The organism is Chryseobacterium taichungense, assembly GCF_900109935.1.
Lineage (GTDB): Bacteria > Bacteroidota > Bacteroidia > Flavobacteriales > Weeksellaceae > Chryseobacterium > Chryseobacterium taichungense.
This window is the reverse complement of the sequence record NZ_FOBV01000001.1, coordinates 394,276-408,907: the sequence shown is the minus strand read 5'-3', so window position 1 is coordinate 408,907 and position 14,632 is coordinate 394,276. Positions and strand designations below refer to the sequence as shown.

17 protein-coding genes are annotated in these 14,632 nt (G+C 37.1%); 4 read left to right on the top strand and 13 right to left on the bottom strand.

The features are described from left to right. Window positions 1–91: 91 nt before the first annotated feature. The 4 genes from BMW64_RS01950 to BMW64_RS01935 all read right to left on the bottom strand — a co-directional run bounded on the left by BMW64_RS01950 (window position 92) and on the right by BMW64_RS01935 (window position 4,397). Window positions 92–826: a DNA-binding domain-containing protein gene (locus BMW64_RS01950; RefSeq protein WP_089998162.1), complete on the bottom strand. Its 735-nt coding sequence runs from the start codon at window positions 824–826 to the stop codon at window positions 92–94. A 171-nt stretch (window positions 827–997) separates the two neighbouring features. Continuing rightward, complete coding sequence (locus BMW64_RS20555) at window positions 998–2,332, bottom strand: hypothetical protein (RefSeq protein ID WP_089998161.1); 1,335 nt, start codon at window positions 2,330–2,332, stop codon at window positions 998–1,000. A 363-nt stretch (window positions 2,333–2,695) separates the two neighbouring features. Continuing rightward, the gene (locus BMW64_RS01940) at window positions 2,696–3,244 is read right to left on the bottom strand and encodes a hypothetical protein (RefSeq protein WP_143052624.1); all 549 of its coding nucleotides are present in this window, start codon (window positions 3,242–3,244) and stop codon (window positions 2,696–2,698) included. A 514-nt stretch (window positions 3,245–3,758) separates the two neighbouring features. Further along, window positions 3,759–4,397 (bottom strand): MBL fold metallo-hydrolase, encoded by a 639-nt coding sequence (locus BMW64_RS01935; RefSeq protein WP_089998159.1) that lies wholly within the window; start codon window positions 4,395–4,397, stop codon window positions 3,759–3,761. Window positions 4,398–4,551: 154 nt separating this feature from the next. Here BMW64_RS01935 and BMW64_RS01930 point away from each other — a divergent pair, with 154 nt between their 5' ends. Beyond that, entirely contained in the window at window positions 4,552–5,763 is a 1,212-nt protein-coding gene (locus tag BMW64_RS01930; RefSeq protein ID WP_089998158.1) for a type IX secretion system plug protein, read from the top strand. A gap of 297 nt (window positions 5,764–6,060) precedes the next feature. On the opposite strand, the gene BMW64_RS01925 is transcribed toward BMW64_RS01930, so the two are convergent. From BMW64_RS01925 to BMW64_RS01910, 4 genes are all read right to left on the bottom strand, one after another. Beyond that, on the bottom strand, window positions 6,061–6,309 hold the full coding sequence (locus BMW64_RS01925; protein ID WP_089998157.1) for a hypothetical protein: 249 nt from the start codon (window positions 6,307–6,309) through the stop codon (window positions 6,061–6,063). After that, window positions 6,309–6,539 carry a hypothetical protein gene (locus BMW64_RS01920; RefSeq protein WP_089998156.1) on the bottom strand — a complete coding sequence of 77 codons (231 nt, stop codon included), beginning with the start codon at window positions 6,537–6,539 and terminating at the stop codon, window positions 6,309–6,311. The genes BMW64_RS01925 and BMW64_RS01920 overlap by 1 nt, the downstream gene beginning before the upstream one ends. Window positions 6,540–6,867: 328 nt before the next feature. Continuing rightward, a complete protein-coding gene (gene hemH, locus BMW64_RS01915; RefSeq protein ID WP_089998155.1) occupies window positions 6,868–7,890 on the bottom strand; it encodes a ferrochelatase in 1,023 nt (340 codons plus the stop codon). A 78-nt stretch (window positions 7,891–7,968) separates the two neighbouring features. Then, window positions 7,969–8,847: a NifU family protein gene (locus tag BMW64_RS01910; RefSeq protein ID WP_089998154.1), complete on the bottom strand. Its 879-nt coding sequence runs from the start codon at window positions 8,845–8,847 to the stop codon at window positions 7,969–7,971. 148 nt (window positions 8,848–8,995) lie between these two features. Here BMW64_RS01910 and BMW64_RS01905 point away from each other — a divergent pair, with 148 nt between their 5' ends. Then, window positions 8,996–9,532 (top strand): gamma carbonic anhydrase family protein, encoded by a 537-nt coding sequence (locus tag BMW64_RS01905; protein WP_089998153.1) that lies wholly within the window; start codon window positions 8,996–8,998, stop codon window positions 9,530–9,532. 132 nt (window positions 9,533–9,664) lie between these two features. Here BMW64_RS01905 and BMW64_RS01900 read toward each other — a convergent pair whose 3' ends face one another. After that, window positions 9,665–10,093 (bottom strand): outer membrane protein assembly factor BamD, encoded by a 429-nt coding sequence (locus BMW64_RS01900; protein ID WP_089998152.1) that lies wholly within the window; start codon window positions 10,091–10,093, stop codon window positions 9,665–9,667. Window positions 10,094–10,182: 89 nt separating this feature from the next. Between BMW64_RS01900 and BMW64_RS01895 the strand changes: the two genes are divergently transcribed. Together BMW64_RS01895 and BMW64_RS01890 are read left to right on the top strand one after the other, a co-directional pair. Further along, window positions 10,183–12,312 (top strand): helix-turn-helix domain-containing protein, encoded by a 2,130-nt coding sequence (locus tag BMW64_RS01895; protein WP_089998151.1) that lies wholly within the window; start codon window positions 10,183–10,185, stop codon window positions 12,310–12,312. A 65-nt stretch (window positions 12,313–12,377) separates the two neighbouring features. Beyond that, window positions 12,378–12,743, top strand: a complete 366-nt coding sequence (locus BMW64_RS01890) for a hypothetical protein (protein ID WP_089998150.1) — start codon at window positions 12,378–12,380, stop codon at window positions 12,741–12,743. 57 nt (window positions 12,744–12,800) lie between these two features. Here the strand turns inward: BMW64_RS01890 and BMW64_RS01885 are convergent, their stop codons facing one another. The 4 genes from BMW64_RS01885 to BMW64_RS01870 all read right to left on the bottom strand — a co-directional run bounded on the left by BMW64_RS01885 (window position 12,801) and on the right by BMW64_RS01870 (window position 14,632). Next, window positions 12,801–13,244, bottom strand: coding sequence for a hypothetical protein (locus BMW64_RS01885; protein WP_089998149.1), 444 nt, complete (start codon window positions 13,242–13,244; stop codon window positions 12,801–12,803). A 112-nt stretch (window positions 13,245–13,356) separates the two neighbouring features. Next, window positions 13,357–13,773, bottom strand: a complete 417-nt coding sequence (locus BMW64_RS01880; protein ID WP_089998148.1) for a hypothetical protein — start codon at window positions 13,771–13,773, stop codon at window positions 13,357–13,359. Then, window positions 13,760–14,113 carry a hypothetical protein gene (locus BMW64_RS01875; RefSeq protein WP_177175216.1) on the bottom strand — a complete coding sequence of 118 codons (354 nt, stop codon included), beginning with the start codon at window positions 14,111–14,113 and terminating at the stop codon, window positions 13,760–13,762. Before BMW64_RS01875 ends, BMW64_RS01880 begins: the two co-directional genes overlap by 14 nt. A 171-nt stretch (window positions 14,114–14,284) precedes the next feature. Beyond that, complete coding sequence (locus BMW64_RS01870) at window positions 14,285–14,632, bottom strand: hypothetical protein (protein ID WP_089998146.1); 348 nt, start codon at window positions 14,630–14,632, stop codon at window positions 14,285–14,287.

Below are 14,632 nucleotides of genomic sequence, written 5' to 3'. Positions count from 1 at the left end.
CTACCAAACAAGTGTCTTGTTAGCCTCGAAGTAAGACTCTTGCTTGCTACCTAACAATCACCTTGCTTGCACCGAAGCAAGCCTCTTGTTCTTACTCTACCGTCAATTGCTTATCCAGGGTAGCAGTACGGGACTCTTTTAAAGTCTGACTGCCTGAATACTGCGTCAGCACTTCAATAATATAACTTCCCGCTGCTAATGCAGGAATTACCACCATAACCTCCGAAGGATTATTGGTCACAATATCACTCTGCTCTACTTTCGTTCTTCCCTGTGTAGCAGTGTCTACAAAATAAATCCCTACCGAAGCATCATCACCTGCGACTTTAATCTTGCTGCCCATAATCTTCAGATTTCTTCCTGGTGTAAGCAGGTCGTTGACCGAACCGCTCTTGACATCCGTAACCTGTAAGATCACTGCTGAAGCTTCTGCGACGCCTAAGATATTCACCTCGATGTTGGGAATCTCTGCGCGTAGCTTTTCTCCCTGGTTGAACTGGAAAATAATGCTGTGCTTGCCTTTGTTAAAAGTCTCCGAAGGACTGTCGAATACACCTCTAATAGTTGTGCTTGCAGTAAAGTAACCGGTATTGACTGAAAAGCCATCACAAAGCTGGTAGGCCATTTCTTTCAGGAAAAGTTCGGTGGCGTGCTCCATGGAAGAGGCAGAGATGTCTGCCCCGCCACGGGACACGGCTGCCTGGCAGATCTGCTGAACAGTAAGGCTGCGCTCGCTCGCCGTGCGCGCCGTGAAATCATTGGGATTGTCTTTGGTTAAAACGTTATCGTACAAATACGCTTTGATGCGATGAAGAATTGTTGCCATTAGTATTGGTTTTAAAATTATTGTTGGTTTATGATTTTCGGTCATAGATTATAAGTAAGATCAGCTGGCTGGCTAAAACGTTCTGCTTGTAACCAAAACCTATCCGAGCATTGCTTAAACTGGTACGAGCCGGAGTCATGGATTGCGATTGCACAACAAAATATTGTGAGCTTAAAGTTTTGTAATGACTAGACTCCCTTTACCAATGATATTATCAGTTGGACTGCTACATTGCGTATAAACTCTCATTAGATCGCCACCATTTAAAATTCCACTCCAGAAAAGGATATTTCCATTATCTACATCATAAAGAGATGGAGCAGTTCTTGTATCTCTAATTAAATCAGTCCAAGAAGCACCTCCATCAGCACTTCTCTGAAGTGTTGATATTACAAACCATGAAGGACTTCCAGTACCTCCCATAACTCTTGTATTTGATATTTGAAAATTAACAGTATAAATGCCACCTAAATTCGAGGGCACAGTGAATATATTATTGTTCCATGCATTGTATGTATCTATATTCTCAGTAGTAAATTCTGTAACTACAGTTGTATTTTTAATATTCTGAGTTCCTGGTACAGATACATTGAGGATTTGCTGCGGTACACTTTGAGCTTGAGATAATAATTTAATCCATTTTGAACCATCAAAAATATAATATCCTTCAGCATCCATATTAGCTGTTTTTGTACTAGCTGTTGTGACTGCTGATAAAGCATAAATGATTGCTCCTTTTTGAGATGTACCATATTGTCCATCACCTGACTTAATTTGATCACCAGTCAATCTAGGAGCGATAAATCCTTCTGGCTGCGTTCCATTTGTTGTTTTCGCAACAACATCTAATGTTGCTGCCGGAGTATTAGTACCGATTCCCACTCTATTATTGACGGCATCTACATTTAGCGTAGTTCCATCCACAGTAAAATGGCTGGTTCCCGTACTGGCTGTAGAAGTAAAAGCCAAAGTATTGGTCCCTTGGGTTACAGTTGTATTCCCGGATAAGGAGCCGTCCCCTTTGTAAATTCCACCTGCTCCTGAAGCCAAATCTGCATTGGCTACGGTACCGTCTGCTATTTTAGCAGAGGTCACGGCACTGCTGGCAATACTTGGTGATGCAGCGGTTCCGGATAAATCTCCTGCCAATTTTACGATCCCTTTGGCCGTTGTAGTAGCATCGGCGGCGGAAGCCCCGGTCATTTTCTGCCACACACTTCCATCAAAATAATAGTAGCCTTCCGCAGTAACATTCACGGTTTTGGTATCGGTGGGACTAGCTGCTGACTTCGCATAGACAATCACTCCTTTTTGAGAAGTTCCGTAAGCTGTGGTTTTGAGCGAATTGCCATCCAATTGTGGAATTAAAAGTCCTTCGGGCTTGCTTCCATCAGTTGTTTTGGGAGTAATGTCGAGTGTCGCTTTTGGGGAAGTGTTATTAATCCCCACTTGTGCGAATGCAATCATGCTGAATAGCAGAGCAGCAGTTGTTAGTATATTTTTCATTGTATTGTATTTATGAGTTTGTTTGTTGTTTAATAATGTAAGCTTATGGTAACACAGAGCACACAGAGATTTCTTTAATATGATATGCTTATTGAGTTTCACAAAGACGTTTGACTACGTCGAATCTTCGATTTCACTTATAAGAGTGCGGTATTGTTCTTAAACACGAATGGCACTAATGGATGGACACTAATTTCACAAACGTTGTGTGAAAATGCTTTGCTTAGATCCCTACGGGATGACAAACGGCGTGGGAAGTGGCCTGTGCATTAGGGTTTTTCTGTTATTTGTGTAAATCATACGTGTTATTCGTGCAAAGATATTTGTGCTCATTTGTGTTTAAATAATTCGTGTCATTTGTGTTTAATAAAATATCGCCATTATAGGCGGAGGACGGCTGAAGTGGTTGGTGATAATTTCTAAAAGGTTGAAATGGTTAATATGTTTACATAGAAGTTTTTTTTCTGAAGAATTTATATTCAGTAAAAATCTTAGAGCGGAGCCCATCATTTTCTGATGTTGTTTTACCGGAGAAGGATTTCCCAGAACAGCTGTTGATAAAGGGTTGGTGAAGTTTCCAACATAATGGGAACTCTTCGGAACTGTGGAGCAAGTCTGGGTTGATGGATTGATATGATTTTTGCTTGTAGATGAGTATAACTTACAGAAGGCTTTACGTTGAGTTATATTGCCCTTTTTTACCTCATTATTTGTCCCTGAAAAAGAGGCTGCATCAGAGATGTCAACTGGTGATTCAACATACAAATAGGAATCTTCGGAGATAAAAATTGTTGAGTCGGAATAGGAAAAAGGAGTCTGGGAACTGATAAAAACAGCAATGAAAAATACCTGCAAACACAGCATCCTTACGCTAAAACGCAGGGATAGAGGGAACTGTATAAGGGTCATCATTTGTATTTTCATTGTGTTCAAAAAGGTAGTCTGGGTTGGACTACTTTCAGAACCAATGATCTAGGAATCAGGATTCTTTTATTTTTTCATGGTAAAAACGAGGGCAGTTTCTCTTCTTCTTAAACGTCTATTTTTTAAAGAGAATTAGCGTTTTGAGTTGATTAACATATTAAAAAACAATAGCTTATTATTTGGAAATTATGAGAATTTGTTTACATTTGTCAGAGAAAAAGTAGTCCAACCCAGACTACATTTTTTAAGATTTTATAGGGAAATATTCTGTCCGGAAAAATGAAGGCTTTCAAGACTATTCGTATTCCCAATCTCAAATACTTACGCACCTCCCAACAAAAAAACTCCGGCAGGAAATGTTTTCCAAACCGGAGTTCATTATACTAATAATTAGACCTCATACCTATGGTACTGACCGGTCCGCCCGAGTGGCACTAAACGGACAGTACTGATGGCAGTGTCCGGACGGTGCGGATGGGACAGTCCGGACTTTGATCGTTTATTACCTGAAGAACGGATTATACTCTTTCTCAAACCCAATGGTGGTAGGATTTCCGTGGCCTGAGAAAACCTTTGTTTCGGGATCAAGAATGAAAAGTTTTGTTTTTATACCTTCGATCAGTTGCTCATAATTTCCTTTAAACAAATCGGTTCTGCCGATGCTTCCCTCAAAAAGAACATCTCCCGAAATCATAAACTTCTGGTCTTCGTTATGGTACACCACGCTTCCCGGAGAGTGCCCCGGCACGTGATAGATTTTGAATTTTTCCCCATCAAGATCCAGCTCATCGTTTTCACTGATGTAACGGATGTCCGCATGGATGTGCTCAAGATTCATCCCGAACCGCATGCCGCTGATCTGGAACATATCTAAAATCTCCTGATCTTCCTGGTGCATATAGACAGGAACTTTAAAGGTGTCCGAAGCCCACTGAAGCCCAAGAACATGATCAATATGAGCGTGGGTCAAAAGGATTTTCTCGATTTTCAACTGGTTTTCTTCAATAAAGTCTCCGATAACTTTCGTTTCCTGTTCGCTCATGTTTCCCGGATCGATCAGCCAGGCATTTTTATTTCCATTATAAAGAATATAGGTGTTTTCGCTCGCAAAATTGAATACGAAACCTTGAATCTGTAGCATATGATGTCTATTTTTTACAGAAACAAAGTTAGGCACAAAAGTTTGAGTTTAAAAATAGCATCAGACATTTTCAACGCTGAGAACTTTGATATTTTAGGAAATAAAGATTCTCATCTGTTATGGTTTAAAACGATTTTTCTTTATCTTCGTCATAATGAAAACCTTGCGAATACTTTTACTTACACTGAGCGGATTTGTTTTTGGACAAAACATCCAGAGCATCCAGCTGTTTAATCCACAGACCAACGATGAAACTCCGGTGATCTATTTGAATCAGCAGTTGGTGTTAAGTTTTGACGATCTTACCAATTCGAGCCAGATTTACAGGTATACCATTAAGCATTACAACAGAAACTGGGAAGATGACAATTTGTTTTTCACAGAATATGCGACAGGAAGTTTAAACGGCTTGCTGGACAGTTTTCAGTATTCGTTCAACACGCTTCAGTCTTACACCCATTATAAACTGAATTTCCCGAATGATAAAATGCAGCTTAAAATCTCCGGGAATTATGAAATTATCGTTTATAAAGATTCTGCTGATAAACCTTTATTTAAAAGAAGATTTTATCTGGTAGAAAATGCTGCAACACTTGCTGTAGGCGTATCGCGGTTTGCTGATGCCAGAAATCCTGATGCGAATCAAAGGGTAGAAGTAAAAGCTGTTTCCGGGGGCGGAGATCTTTCTTCCAATGTCAATTCCATCACCCTGAATGTGATGCAGAATAATAATCCGAATGTTACGGTAAATAATTTAAAGCCAAGCACAACTATGGGCAATCAGTTGATGTTTCAGCAGTTGTCACTTGTCTTTCCCGGAAACAATGAATTCTACTATTTTGACAACAAGAATATGAATATGGCGGCGGATATGGTTCGCGCCACTGAAGTGAAAGACGGCGTTAATAATACGTATCTTCATCCGGTCTGGGCTTTCCCGCTCAATTACCAATATCAGCCAGACGTAAACGGAGCGTGGTATTACAGAAGAAATGATCTGGGAAGAGAAAGGGATGCAGAAAGGGAAGCCGATTATTCCTGGGTATATTTTTCATTAGAGTCAGATCCTGTGGATAAGGAAATATATGTGTTGGGTGGTTTCAACGACTTTAAGCCAAGTAAAGAAAACCAAATGCAGTATGATGCCGAAAACAAAAAATATATTGCCCGTATATATCTTAAACAAGGATTCTATAACTACATCCTGGCTACAAAAAGTCCTGACGGACGCCTTAATTTCGGTGAAGTTAACGGTAACTTCTGGCAGACCGAGAATCTCTATCAGGCATTCTTATATTATGCTCCGTTTGGAAGGAATTATGATGGGTTAATGGGATATGGTGAATTCAGAACACCGGTCAGGTAGATTGTGTTTTCGAGTCTTAGTGTTTAGACTTTGAGTCGTGATGATTGGAAATGTAATGTATTGATTTTCAATCATAGTGTTCGTTGTTGAAAAACCTCTCGACGTTTTAAGGAAAATCTCTCGACGTTTCGGTCAAAACCTCTCGACGTTTTATTTAAAAGGTATCGACGTTTTAGATAATGGGTGCTTACGTTTTTATTATGAACCTGTGCTACTTTATGGAGATAGTTCTTTTTTATTAAAAAACCTCACAGATAAATCTGCAAGGCTTAATATAATAAAAGTCTGGAAATCTATTTAACTTCTGAATATCGCCGTTACAAAAAGCGTTTCTTCATTCTCAAAAATATAATGGATATTGACAGGGAAGTCTTCCATCATTCGAATGCTGATGTCTCTTGGCCTTTCCGTATCTAGTGCTATGGTGTTGATGCACACTTTAAGGCTTTCCAGAAAATCAATTCCTTTTTGCTTATGTTCTGCGCAGAAAACCCTCATAAGAAGTCTTATGTCGTTTTTGGCAATAGACGAAAGAAGAATTTTCATTAGGCGCAATACTTTTTCAGCTCTGAAATGTTTTCATAAAAATCCAGTTTTGTAGTAGGATTTTCATTATGAAACTGTATTCTGTACAGAATTTCATCCAGGTAAAATTTCGATGTAACAGAATTGTTCTTTTCTTCAAAGCTTTCCATCATTTTTGCAAAAGCTTCCAAAGCATCAGGACTGAATTTCTCAATCTTATTTTTTAAAATTTCTGCAGTTGCATTCATCATCTTTATTTTTTTAAGTTAAATGTCATTTTGATGGGGTAAAGTTAGTGAAAATATTTAAATTTCAAAATAATATATTAAACTTTAAGGGTAGTTGTAATTATTTTATATTATTTTTCTTTAAAGTGTGTTTTTATAGGGGGGGTATGATGTTTTTTTTATTTTTTTTAATATTAAAACTGAACAAGAAATGATCTTTGATGTAAATGTTTTCCAATATATATATAATTGTAGTCCGGATACTGTAAATAATAAGTGTTTCGTTATAACTTCAGATGTCTTTATAATATATATTCAAAAAAAATAACCTCCGTTTCCGAAGGTTATATGTTTATACTAAGTAGAATTCATTGAGCTTTTCCTCACACAATGTTTTAACGACATCGATCCAGCGATCTTCATCATTCAGGCAAGGAATGTAATGAAAATTTTCTCCGCCGGCGCTCGTAAACTGATGTTTACCTTCCACTGAAATTTCTTCCAGTGTCTCCAGGCAGTCGGAAACAAAAGCCGGGCAAACCACAGCGAGATTTTTAATTCCTTTTTTAGGAATGGTTTCGAAGGTTTCATCGGTGTAGGGCTCTATCCATTTGTCCTTTCCAAGTCTCGACTGGAAAGAAACGATTACCTTTTCCTTTGGTAAATTAAGTTTTTCAATCACTGTCTCCGTGGTTTTATAACACTGATGGCGGTAACAGAACTGATGGCTCGGGTTATTTTCCCTGGTACAGCAATCATTGAGATTGCATGTTTTTGTAGGGTCTGTTTTAAAGATGTGCCTTTCAGGAACTCCATGATAAGAAAACTGCAGGGCATCGAAATTCTCAGGAAGTTTTTCGCGGATGCTTTCTGCCAGGCAGTTGATATAGATATCGCGGTTGTAGAAGGGTTGTATATAATTGATTTTTATTCCCGGGAATTTCTGCTTTCTTACTTCTTCTGCTTTTTCAATCACTGTTTCCGTGGTGCTCATGGCGTATTGAGGATAAAGAGGGAAAAGTACGATTTCAGTAACGCCTTTGTCAGTCAGTTTCCGGATTCCTGTTTCAATGCTTGGCTCGGCATATCTCATTCCGATTTCTACAGGAACATCTACCAGCTTCTGTAGCTTTTTCTGGATTTTTTCTGTGATAACGATCAGCGGTGAACCTTCATCAGTCCACACTGTTTTGTATGCTTCGGCAGATTTTGGTGGACGTGTTTTTAAGATAATTCCCTGAACAAGAAGCGCACGAAAGATCCATCTGTAGTCGATTACCCTTTCATCCATTAAGAATTCGTCGAGATATTCCTTCACATCCTGTACTGCTGTAGATCTTGGCGATCCTAAATTTACCAATAAAATTCCCTTCATTATTTATTTAAATTTTTCAGTCTTTCATCAATAGTCGGACCGTATTATTTGATATTCATCTATCTGAAGTGGTTTCGTTTACCCGTTCACAGCTTCTACGCGTTCTACCAGATCAGGAACGAATTGTTTTAAAATATTTTCAATTCCGTTTTTTAAAGTAGCAGTAGAGCTTGGACATCCTGAGCATGCGCCTTGTAAAAGCATTTTTGCCGTTTTATTTTCCTGGTCGTATTCCATGAGGGAAATTTTTCCACCGTCATTTTCTACGGCAGGAGCAACGTATTCATTCAGAATATCTGAAATTTTCTGCTCGTCTTCTGTGTAATCTCTGTTAATGATCTTTTCTACAGGATTTTCATGTTTCTGCGCTTCAATATTCGAAATTTGTCCACCATTCTGAAGATATTCTGCAATCAGTGCACGTACGGTCATCATTACCTGGTGCCATTCTACGGAATTATCTCTTGTTACGGCAACAAAATTATCAGAAATGAAAACTTCTTTGGCAAAATCAAATTCTTTAAAAACGGCTTGTGCCAAAGGAACACCTTCTGCAGCATCTCTTGATTTCACTTCTACAAAACCTTCCAGCAATAATTTATTGGAAACGAACTTCATCACATTAGGATTCGGGGTCATTTCCGCATAGATCTGATAAAGTTCTTTTTTCTTCTGAAGATAAATTCTCGGGTTGGCAAGAAGCTCGTCTTCAATTACATTTTTAAGGCTTTCCGCTACATGTTCCCATTCTATTGTATCCTGTTTTGCAACCGCTACAAAATTTGCCGTAATAAAAATTCTTTCTACAAACGGATAATTAAAAAGTTCCTGTGCCAAAGGGATTTCGGAAATATCTGAATCTCTGTCCAGCTCCAGTGACCCGGGGATCAGGTTGTAATCCGCAACAAATTTCATCACTTTCGGGTTTTCAGTCGGCTCTATAAGTATAGTATGCATTTTTTCTTTAAATTTGAGATACAAAAATACGCAATTAGAAGTAGAAGCAGGGGGTTGGAAGTTAGATTTTTGCTATCGGCATGATTTAGAAATAATGAATGGTAAAAATTAATTAAAATCACTTATTATCAATTTTCAAATTAAACATATGGCACTTATAAAAGAACTTTTAGGTAAATCACCACAAATAGGAGAGAATACATTTTTGGCAGAAACCGCTACAATCATTGGGGACGTAACTATGGGAAGAGACTGCAGCATATGGTACAATGCAGTGATTCGTGGTGACGTTCACTATATTAAAATGGGAAATAAAGTAAATGTTCAGGACAACGCGATGTTGCATTGCACGTATCAGAAACATCCTTTAAATATCGGAAATAATGTTTCCATTGGTCATAATGCGATCGTTCACGGATGTACAATTAAAGATAATGTACTGATCGGCATGGGTGCGATTGTAATGGATGATTGTCTTGTTGAAGAAAATTCAATTGTCGGAGCGGGTTCTGTTGTTACACAGGGAACACATATAAAATCTGGCGAAGTCTGGGGCGGAGTACCTGCCAGAAAAATCAAAGATATTAATTCCCAGCTGCTGGAAGGAGAGGTTAACAGGATTGCTGATAATTATGTGAAATATTCTTCGTGGTATAAAGAAAATGTAAAACACGTGGAAGGATAATTAGTCAATAGTGAATGGTAAATGGTGAAATGTAAATTTACTTTGTCTTTATAAATTAACCTTTAACAATTCACCATTGACTTAAAACTTATAAAAAAATCTTGCTCCATTGGGCAAGATTTTTTATAAATTTTAAGAATTCACCAATTCGGCTTTTCCGTTGACACATTTGATAGAAGTCGGCGGCATGATCATCATACAGTCAGACATGATTCCGTATTTTTGATTGAATGTTTTCACCTTCTCGGTGTAGTCGTTTATTTTAGCTAAAATTGAAGTTTCCAGTTTTTTAGGATAAGCAATATACAATTGTGGTCCTCCACATGCTTTTGCACCCATCGGCGCAAACGTCCATTCAGTGGGATCTGTACATTTTTCTTTTGAAATTTCAGACTCTATGGAAGCTTTTAATTTATCCAGCTGTGCCTGTTCGTATTTCTGATTATTCTCGTCTGCCGGACGCTCGGAAATGTCTTTCGGCAAATTGGCGTCCGTATTTTTTGTAGAAGAACATGAGGCCGTAAATAGCGCCGCACATAAGATGAATACAGGGATTTTCATAAGTTGTTTTTCTCTCGTTATGTTGAAGAATTTTCAAAAGTTGTGCCAAGGTAAGGATTTACATTTCATTTTCCGTAATTTTGGCGGCGATGAATAATGATTTTTTTGACTTAATAGAGCATACCAACCGGAGCGTATTTTTAACGGGAAAAGCAGGAACAGGAAAGACTACTTTTCTCAATGATTTTGTAAAACGCACCCATAAAAAGCACATTGTTGTTGCGCCCACCGGGATTGCAGCCATTAATGCAGGCGGCGTTACCATTCATTCGATGTTTGGGCTGCCGCTGCGAACCTTTCTGCCCACCACAGACCGCATCGATACCAGTATGGCCAATAATATTGCCGATCTGATGCCGCATTTTAAATACCGGAAAGATAAGCTGAAGCTCTTACGAGAAGTAGAAATCATTATCATCGATGAGGTGTCTATGCTGCGTGCAGATGTTCTGGATATGATGGATTTTTCACTAAGGTTTATCCGAAGGAATAATCAACGTTTCGGGGGAGTACAGATGCTTTTTATCGGAGATCTGTATCAGCTTCCGCCGGTGGTAAGGGACGAACATATCTTAAAAATCTGCTATAATTCACCTTTCTTTTTTGATAGTCATGCGATTAAGGAAATCCCTTTGATCACGATTGAGCTGACCAAAGTTTACCGTCAGTCTGATGAAGATTTTCTCGCCATCTTAAATGCAATTCGTGATGGTGATGTAGCCAATATCGATTTTGATCATTTAAATGAAAGATACGATCCTGATTTTGAAATGGGGGAGGAGCCGTATGTTTATCTCTGTTCCCACAATAAGATGGCAGACGATATCAATCAGGAGAAACTTGACGAATTAAAGGTAAGTCCTAAAACCTATGAGGCTAAGCTTTTTGGTGAATTTAAAGAAAATCAGTTTCCGAATGAGCAGTTTTTAGACCTGAAAATTGGAGCCCAGATCATGTTTATCCGAAATGATATTTCAGGGGAAAAGAAATATTTCAACGGAAAGCTGGGAGAGATTTCTGCGCTTGATGAAAATGAAATTAAAGTCATCCTTGATGGCAGCGAACGGGAAATCACAGTAAAAAGAGAAGTCTGGGAACAGAAGAAATATTTCCTGGATACGGATAAAAACATCAAAGAAGAAGTACTAGGAAGCTTCGAGCAGTTTCCGATAAAGCTTGCTTGGGCGGTTACGATTCATAAAAGCCAGGGACTTACTTTTGACAGGGTGATTATTGATGCCGGAAAAAGTTTTACGGCCGGACAGGTGTATGTGGCGCTGTCACGTTGCCGTACACTGGAAGGGATTGTATTAAAATCGAAGATTACGCCTGAAGTTATCTTTAAAGACAACAGAATTCTGCATTTTCATTCTGATACGGTTGCCAATGATAAGGTAGAAGCTATTTTAAATAATGAAAAGTATGATTACAGCATCAGGAAAGTGCTTCGTACCGTAGATTCTCAATGGCTTTTGAAAGAGGTGGAAGACTGGAATAAGCTCTCTGTGGCGACTAAAAGTATCGATCATCTAAAAACCGATCAGCTTTATAAGCAACTGAAGCACGAGATCGTGAATCTGGGTAAAATTTTTGAAAAGCTGGAAAGGGTAATCTCTCAGAAGGTTAATAATTTTATCGAAAAGAAAGAAGAATGGTCTGAAATAGAAAGCAAAACCAAAGGAGCTGTCAATTTCTTTTTTACCGAAATAAGGGATAAAGTTTTCAGTCCGCTGAAAGATTTTTATGCTGAAATTAAAGGGACTAAAGGCTTAAAACAATATAATGAAGAATTCAGGGTGTGGCTGGAGGATATTGAGGAGTATTTAAACAGTTTAAAAGAAATTCACCTGCTGGAAACCAAGCTTCTGGATGAAAAAAATAACCAGGAAGTGAGTATGAAGATCGCGAAAGTGCCATCGCAGGTTCTCACCTTTCAGTTGTTTGAACAGGGGAAAACCATTTCAGAAATTGCTTTGGAGAGAGGCCTTGTAAAAGAAACCGTGATCGGACATCTTGCAAAATTTGCTGAGCAGGGATTACTGGATATTTCAAGGGTGATTACTTCCGATAAAATTAAAGCTTTTGAAAATTTGTTTAAATCTGATCCTAAAGAAACGCTGACAGAATGGAAAAATGCATTGCCCAGTGATTTCGAATTTAATGAAATCAGGATTCTGATCAATCATTTTAATTATCTGAAAGAGAAAGCAAAGCTATAGAAATTGAAATTTAAATATCTAGCGATAGATAATTTTTGTATTTTTATAATTAAATACTAATTATTATGAAATATTTATTTACTTTTTTTCTTTTATTATTCTTGAATTCTGATAAAAAGGATGATTTTGATTATAATATATTAATTGGTTCCTGGTCTCAGGATTTTTTTGCCAATACAACTTCAACAGGAATTTTTACCTTTAACAAAGACAGTACGGCAACGCTGGAAATGAAAAATGGAAAAACCAAAGCGCTGATTGGCGGTATGCAGGGAACTTATAAGATTGAAAAGTCTAATAAAATCATTAAAATTACAATGTTTGGGCAGGAGAAATCTTTTGATATTGAAGAACTTAACAACGATTATATTGTGCTTCAGAATAAAAAAGACCTAAAGCAGAAGATGAGTTTTAAACGATATAAGGAATGAAATAAAAATTTTCTTAGCATAAAAAAGGATGGTAATTTATAATTTACCATCCTTTTTTTATTTGTTCAATAAGTCCTGATTGACACGATATCCGACAATTTTGATAGTACCATTTTTATCTTTTTCCAAGGTAAAGGTTTCCTGCGTTTTTTCAGTGCCTCTTTTTACGTCATAAGTGAACACATATTCACTTTTAGAGTTGCTTCCTTTTACAACTAAGGTCTGCCATTTAGTAAGATTATATTCCTGTACGGGGCCGATCTGACTGGTGATATTTAAGAGTTCTGTGAGTTTTTCTTTAGTAGTGACAGAGAAAAATTTTTCACCGAACAATTTATAAATATCATCCTGATTCCCTCCATACCGGACTTCCCAATAAAATTTTTGCGGAATTTTTTCTCCGTCAGCTTTATCAGATTCACGGTCTCTATAAATTTGATTAAAGTTACAGCTAATCAATAAAAGCGATATCGCAAAAAGGAAAAGTAATTTTGATTTCATGGTTTAACATTATTTTACAATATTACTAATTCTTTGAATGTATGCAAATTCATTTACAAAAATTGACATGAATTTAATGCAATGATTATCTGAAATAAAATACAGGCTAAAATCACTTCCAATTGCTCTCCTTGAATGGATCAATAGGTGTTATAAAAAATGTTGGGAAACTTGATCCTAATTCTAAAACAAAATCAGACAGTTGCCAAAAACTGTCTGATTTCATTTTTGCTAAATTTTTGATGAAAATACCTAAAATTTTAGCCAAATGATTTAAAATTTTAACCAAAAGACCTAAAAATTTAACCCAGAGACCTAAAACTTTAACCCAAAGAACTAAACGGAAGGTAAAAAGACCTAAAGCGATCATCAAATGACTAAAATGTTTAGGTCTGTGTGCTAAATAGCACTGATCACCTTTGTTTGGTAGTGTCATTATTATTGAGGTTCCCAGATCCTCTTCAAAGATTTCTGTATTTTGCCAGTCAAGATTTAAGATTCTCCGCCGCAATTGTCTATACTTTAACATCCCAATTTTTAGGGAACATAGAAGATTCCGCATTTTTCACCAAATAGCCATCTTTGTATTTTATACTGATTTTAGCCTTAAAAGGAACATCATCGGGCAATTGTGCCATAGAATAAATTCCTTCAGGTTCTATTATTTTTTCTACATCAATAATTCCGTCGAGAATAGCTGAACCTCTGTGTCCGCCTTGTGAAACCAAAAACTCGTCAAGATATTTAAAACCGGAAGGTTGTATACGCTCAAGTAAACTTGTATTAAATTCTCCATCTAAATGATTGAAAAAACCTTTGTCAAATTTATTGAGCCATCTTCCAAAAGCCAATTTATGCAAACCCTCCACATCATCTATTAATTCATAGAATTTTTTCTTTAAATAAAGAGCAAAATTTCCACTTTTTACTGCTTCTATTAACTCTAAAAACTCCTTTTCCAGCCATTTATAAAGCTCTTGCGCGGAATTGGCAACTTTCTAACAAAAAAACCGCCCAATTTCTTGAGCGGTTTTGCCTACTTATTGCTTGTCATAAGGAAATGAGGGGCTTATAAATTTTGTACCTGTTGCTTTACCTTCTTTATCGTAAATTATTTCTTGTACACCTAAATCTTCCATGATACCTTTTAGTTGTAAAGTTTCAGCATCTATTATGCAATAATATGCTTTTGGAATATCAAATACATTATGATATACTGTTGTTGTATAGCTTTCCCATACTTTCCCATCATACATTTTTCCCTTTTCAAGATATAATCCTTTTTTCATATGCTCTAATTCATCTTCTGTATTTTCATACTGAAATTTTAATTGGTCTAATGTTTTTAGCGCATTTTCTATTATTTTTTCTCTTAATTGATTTTCCAT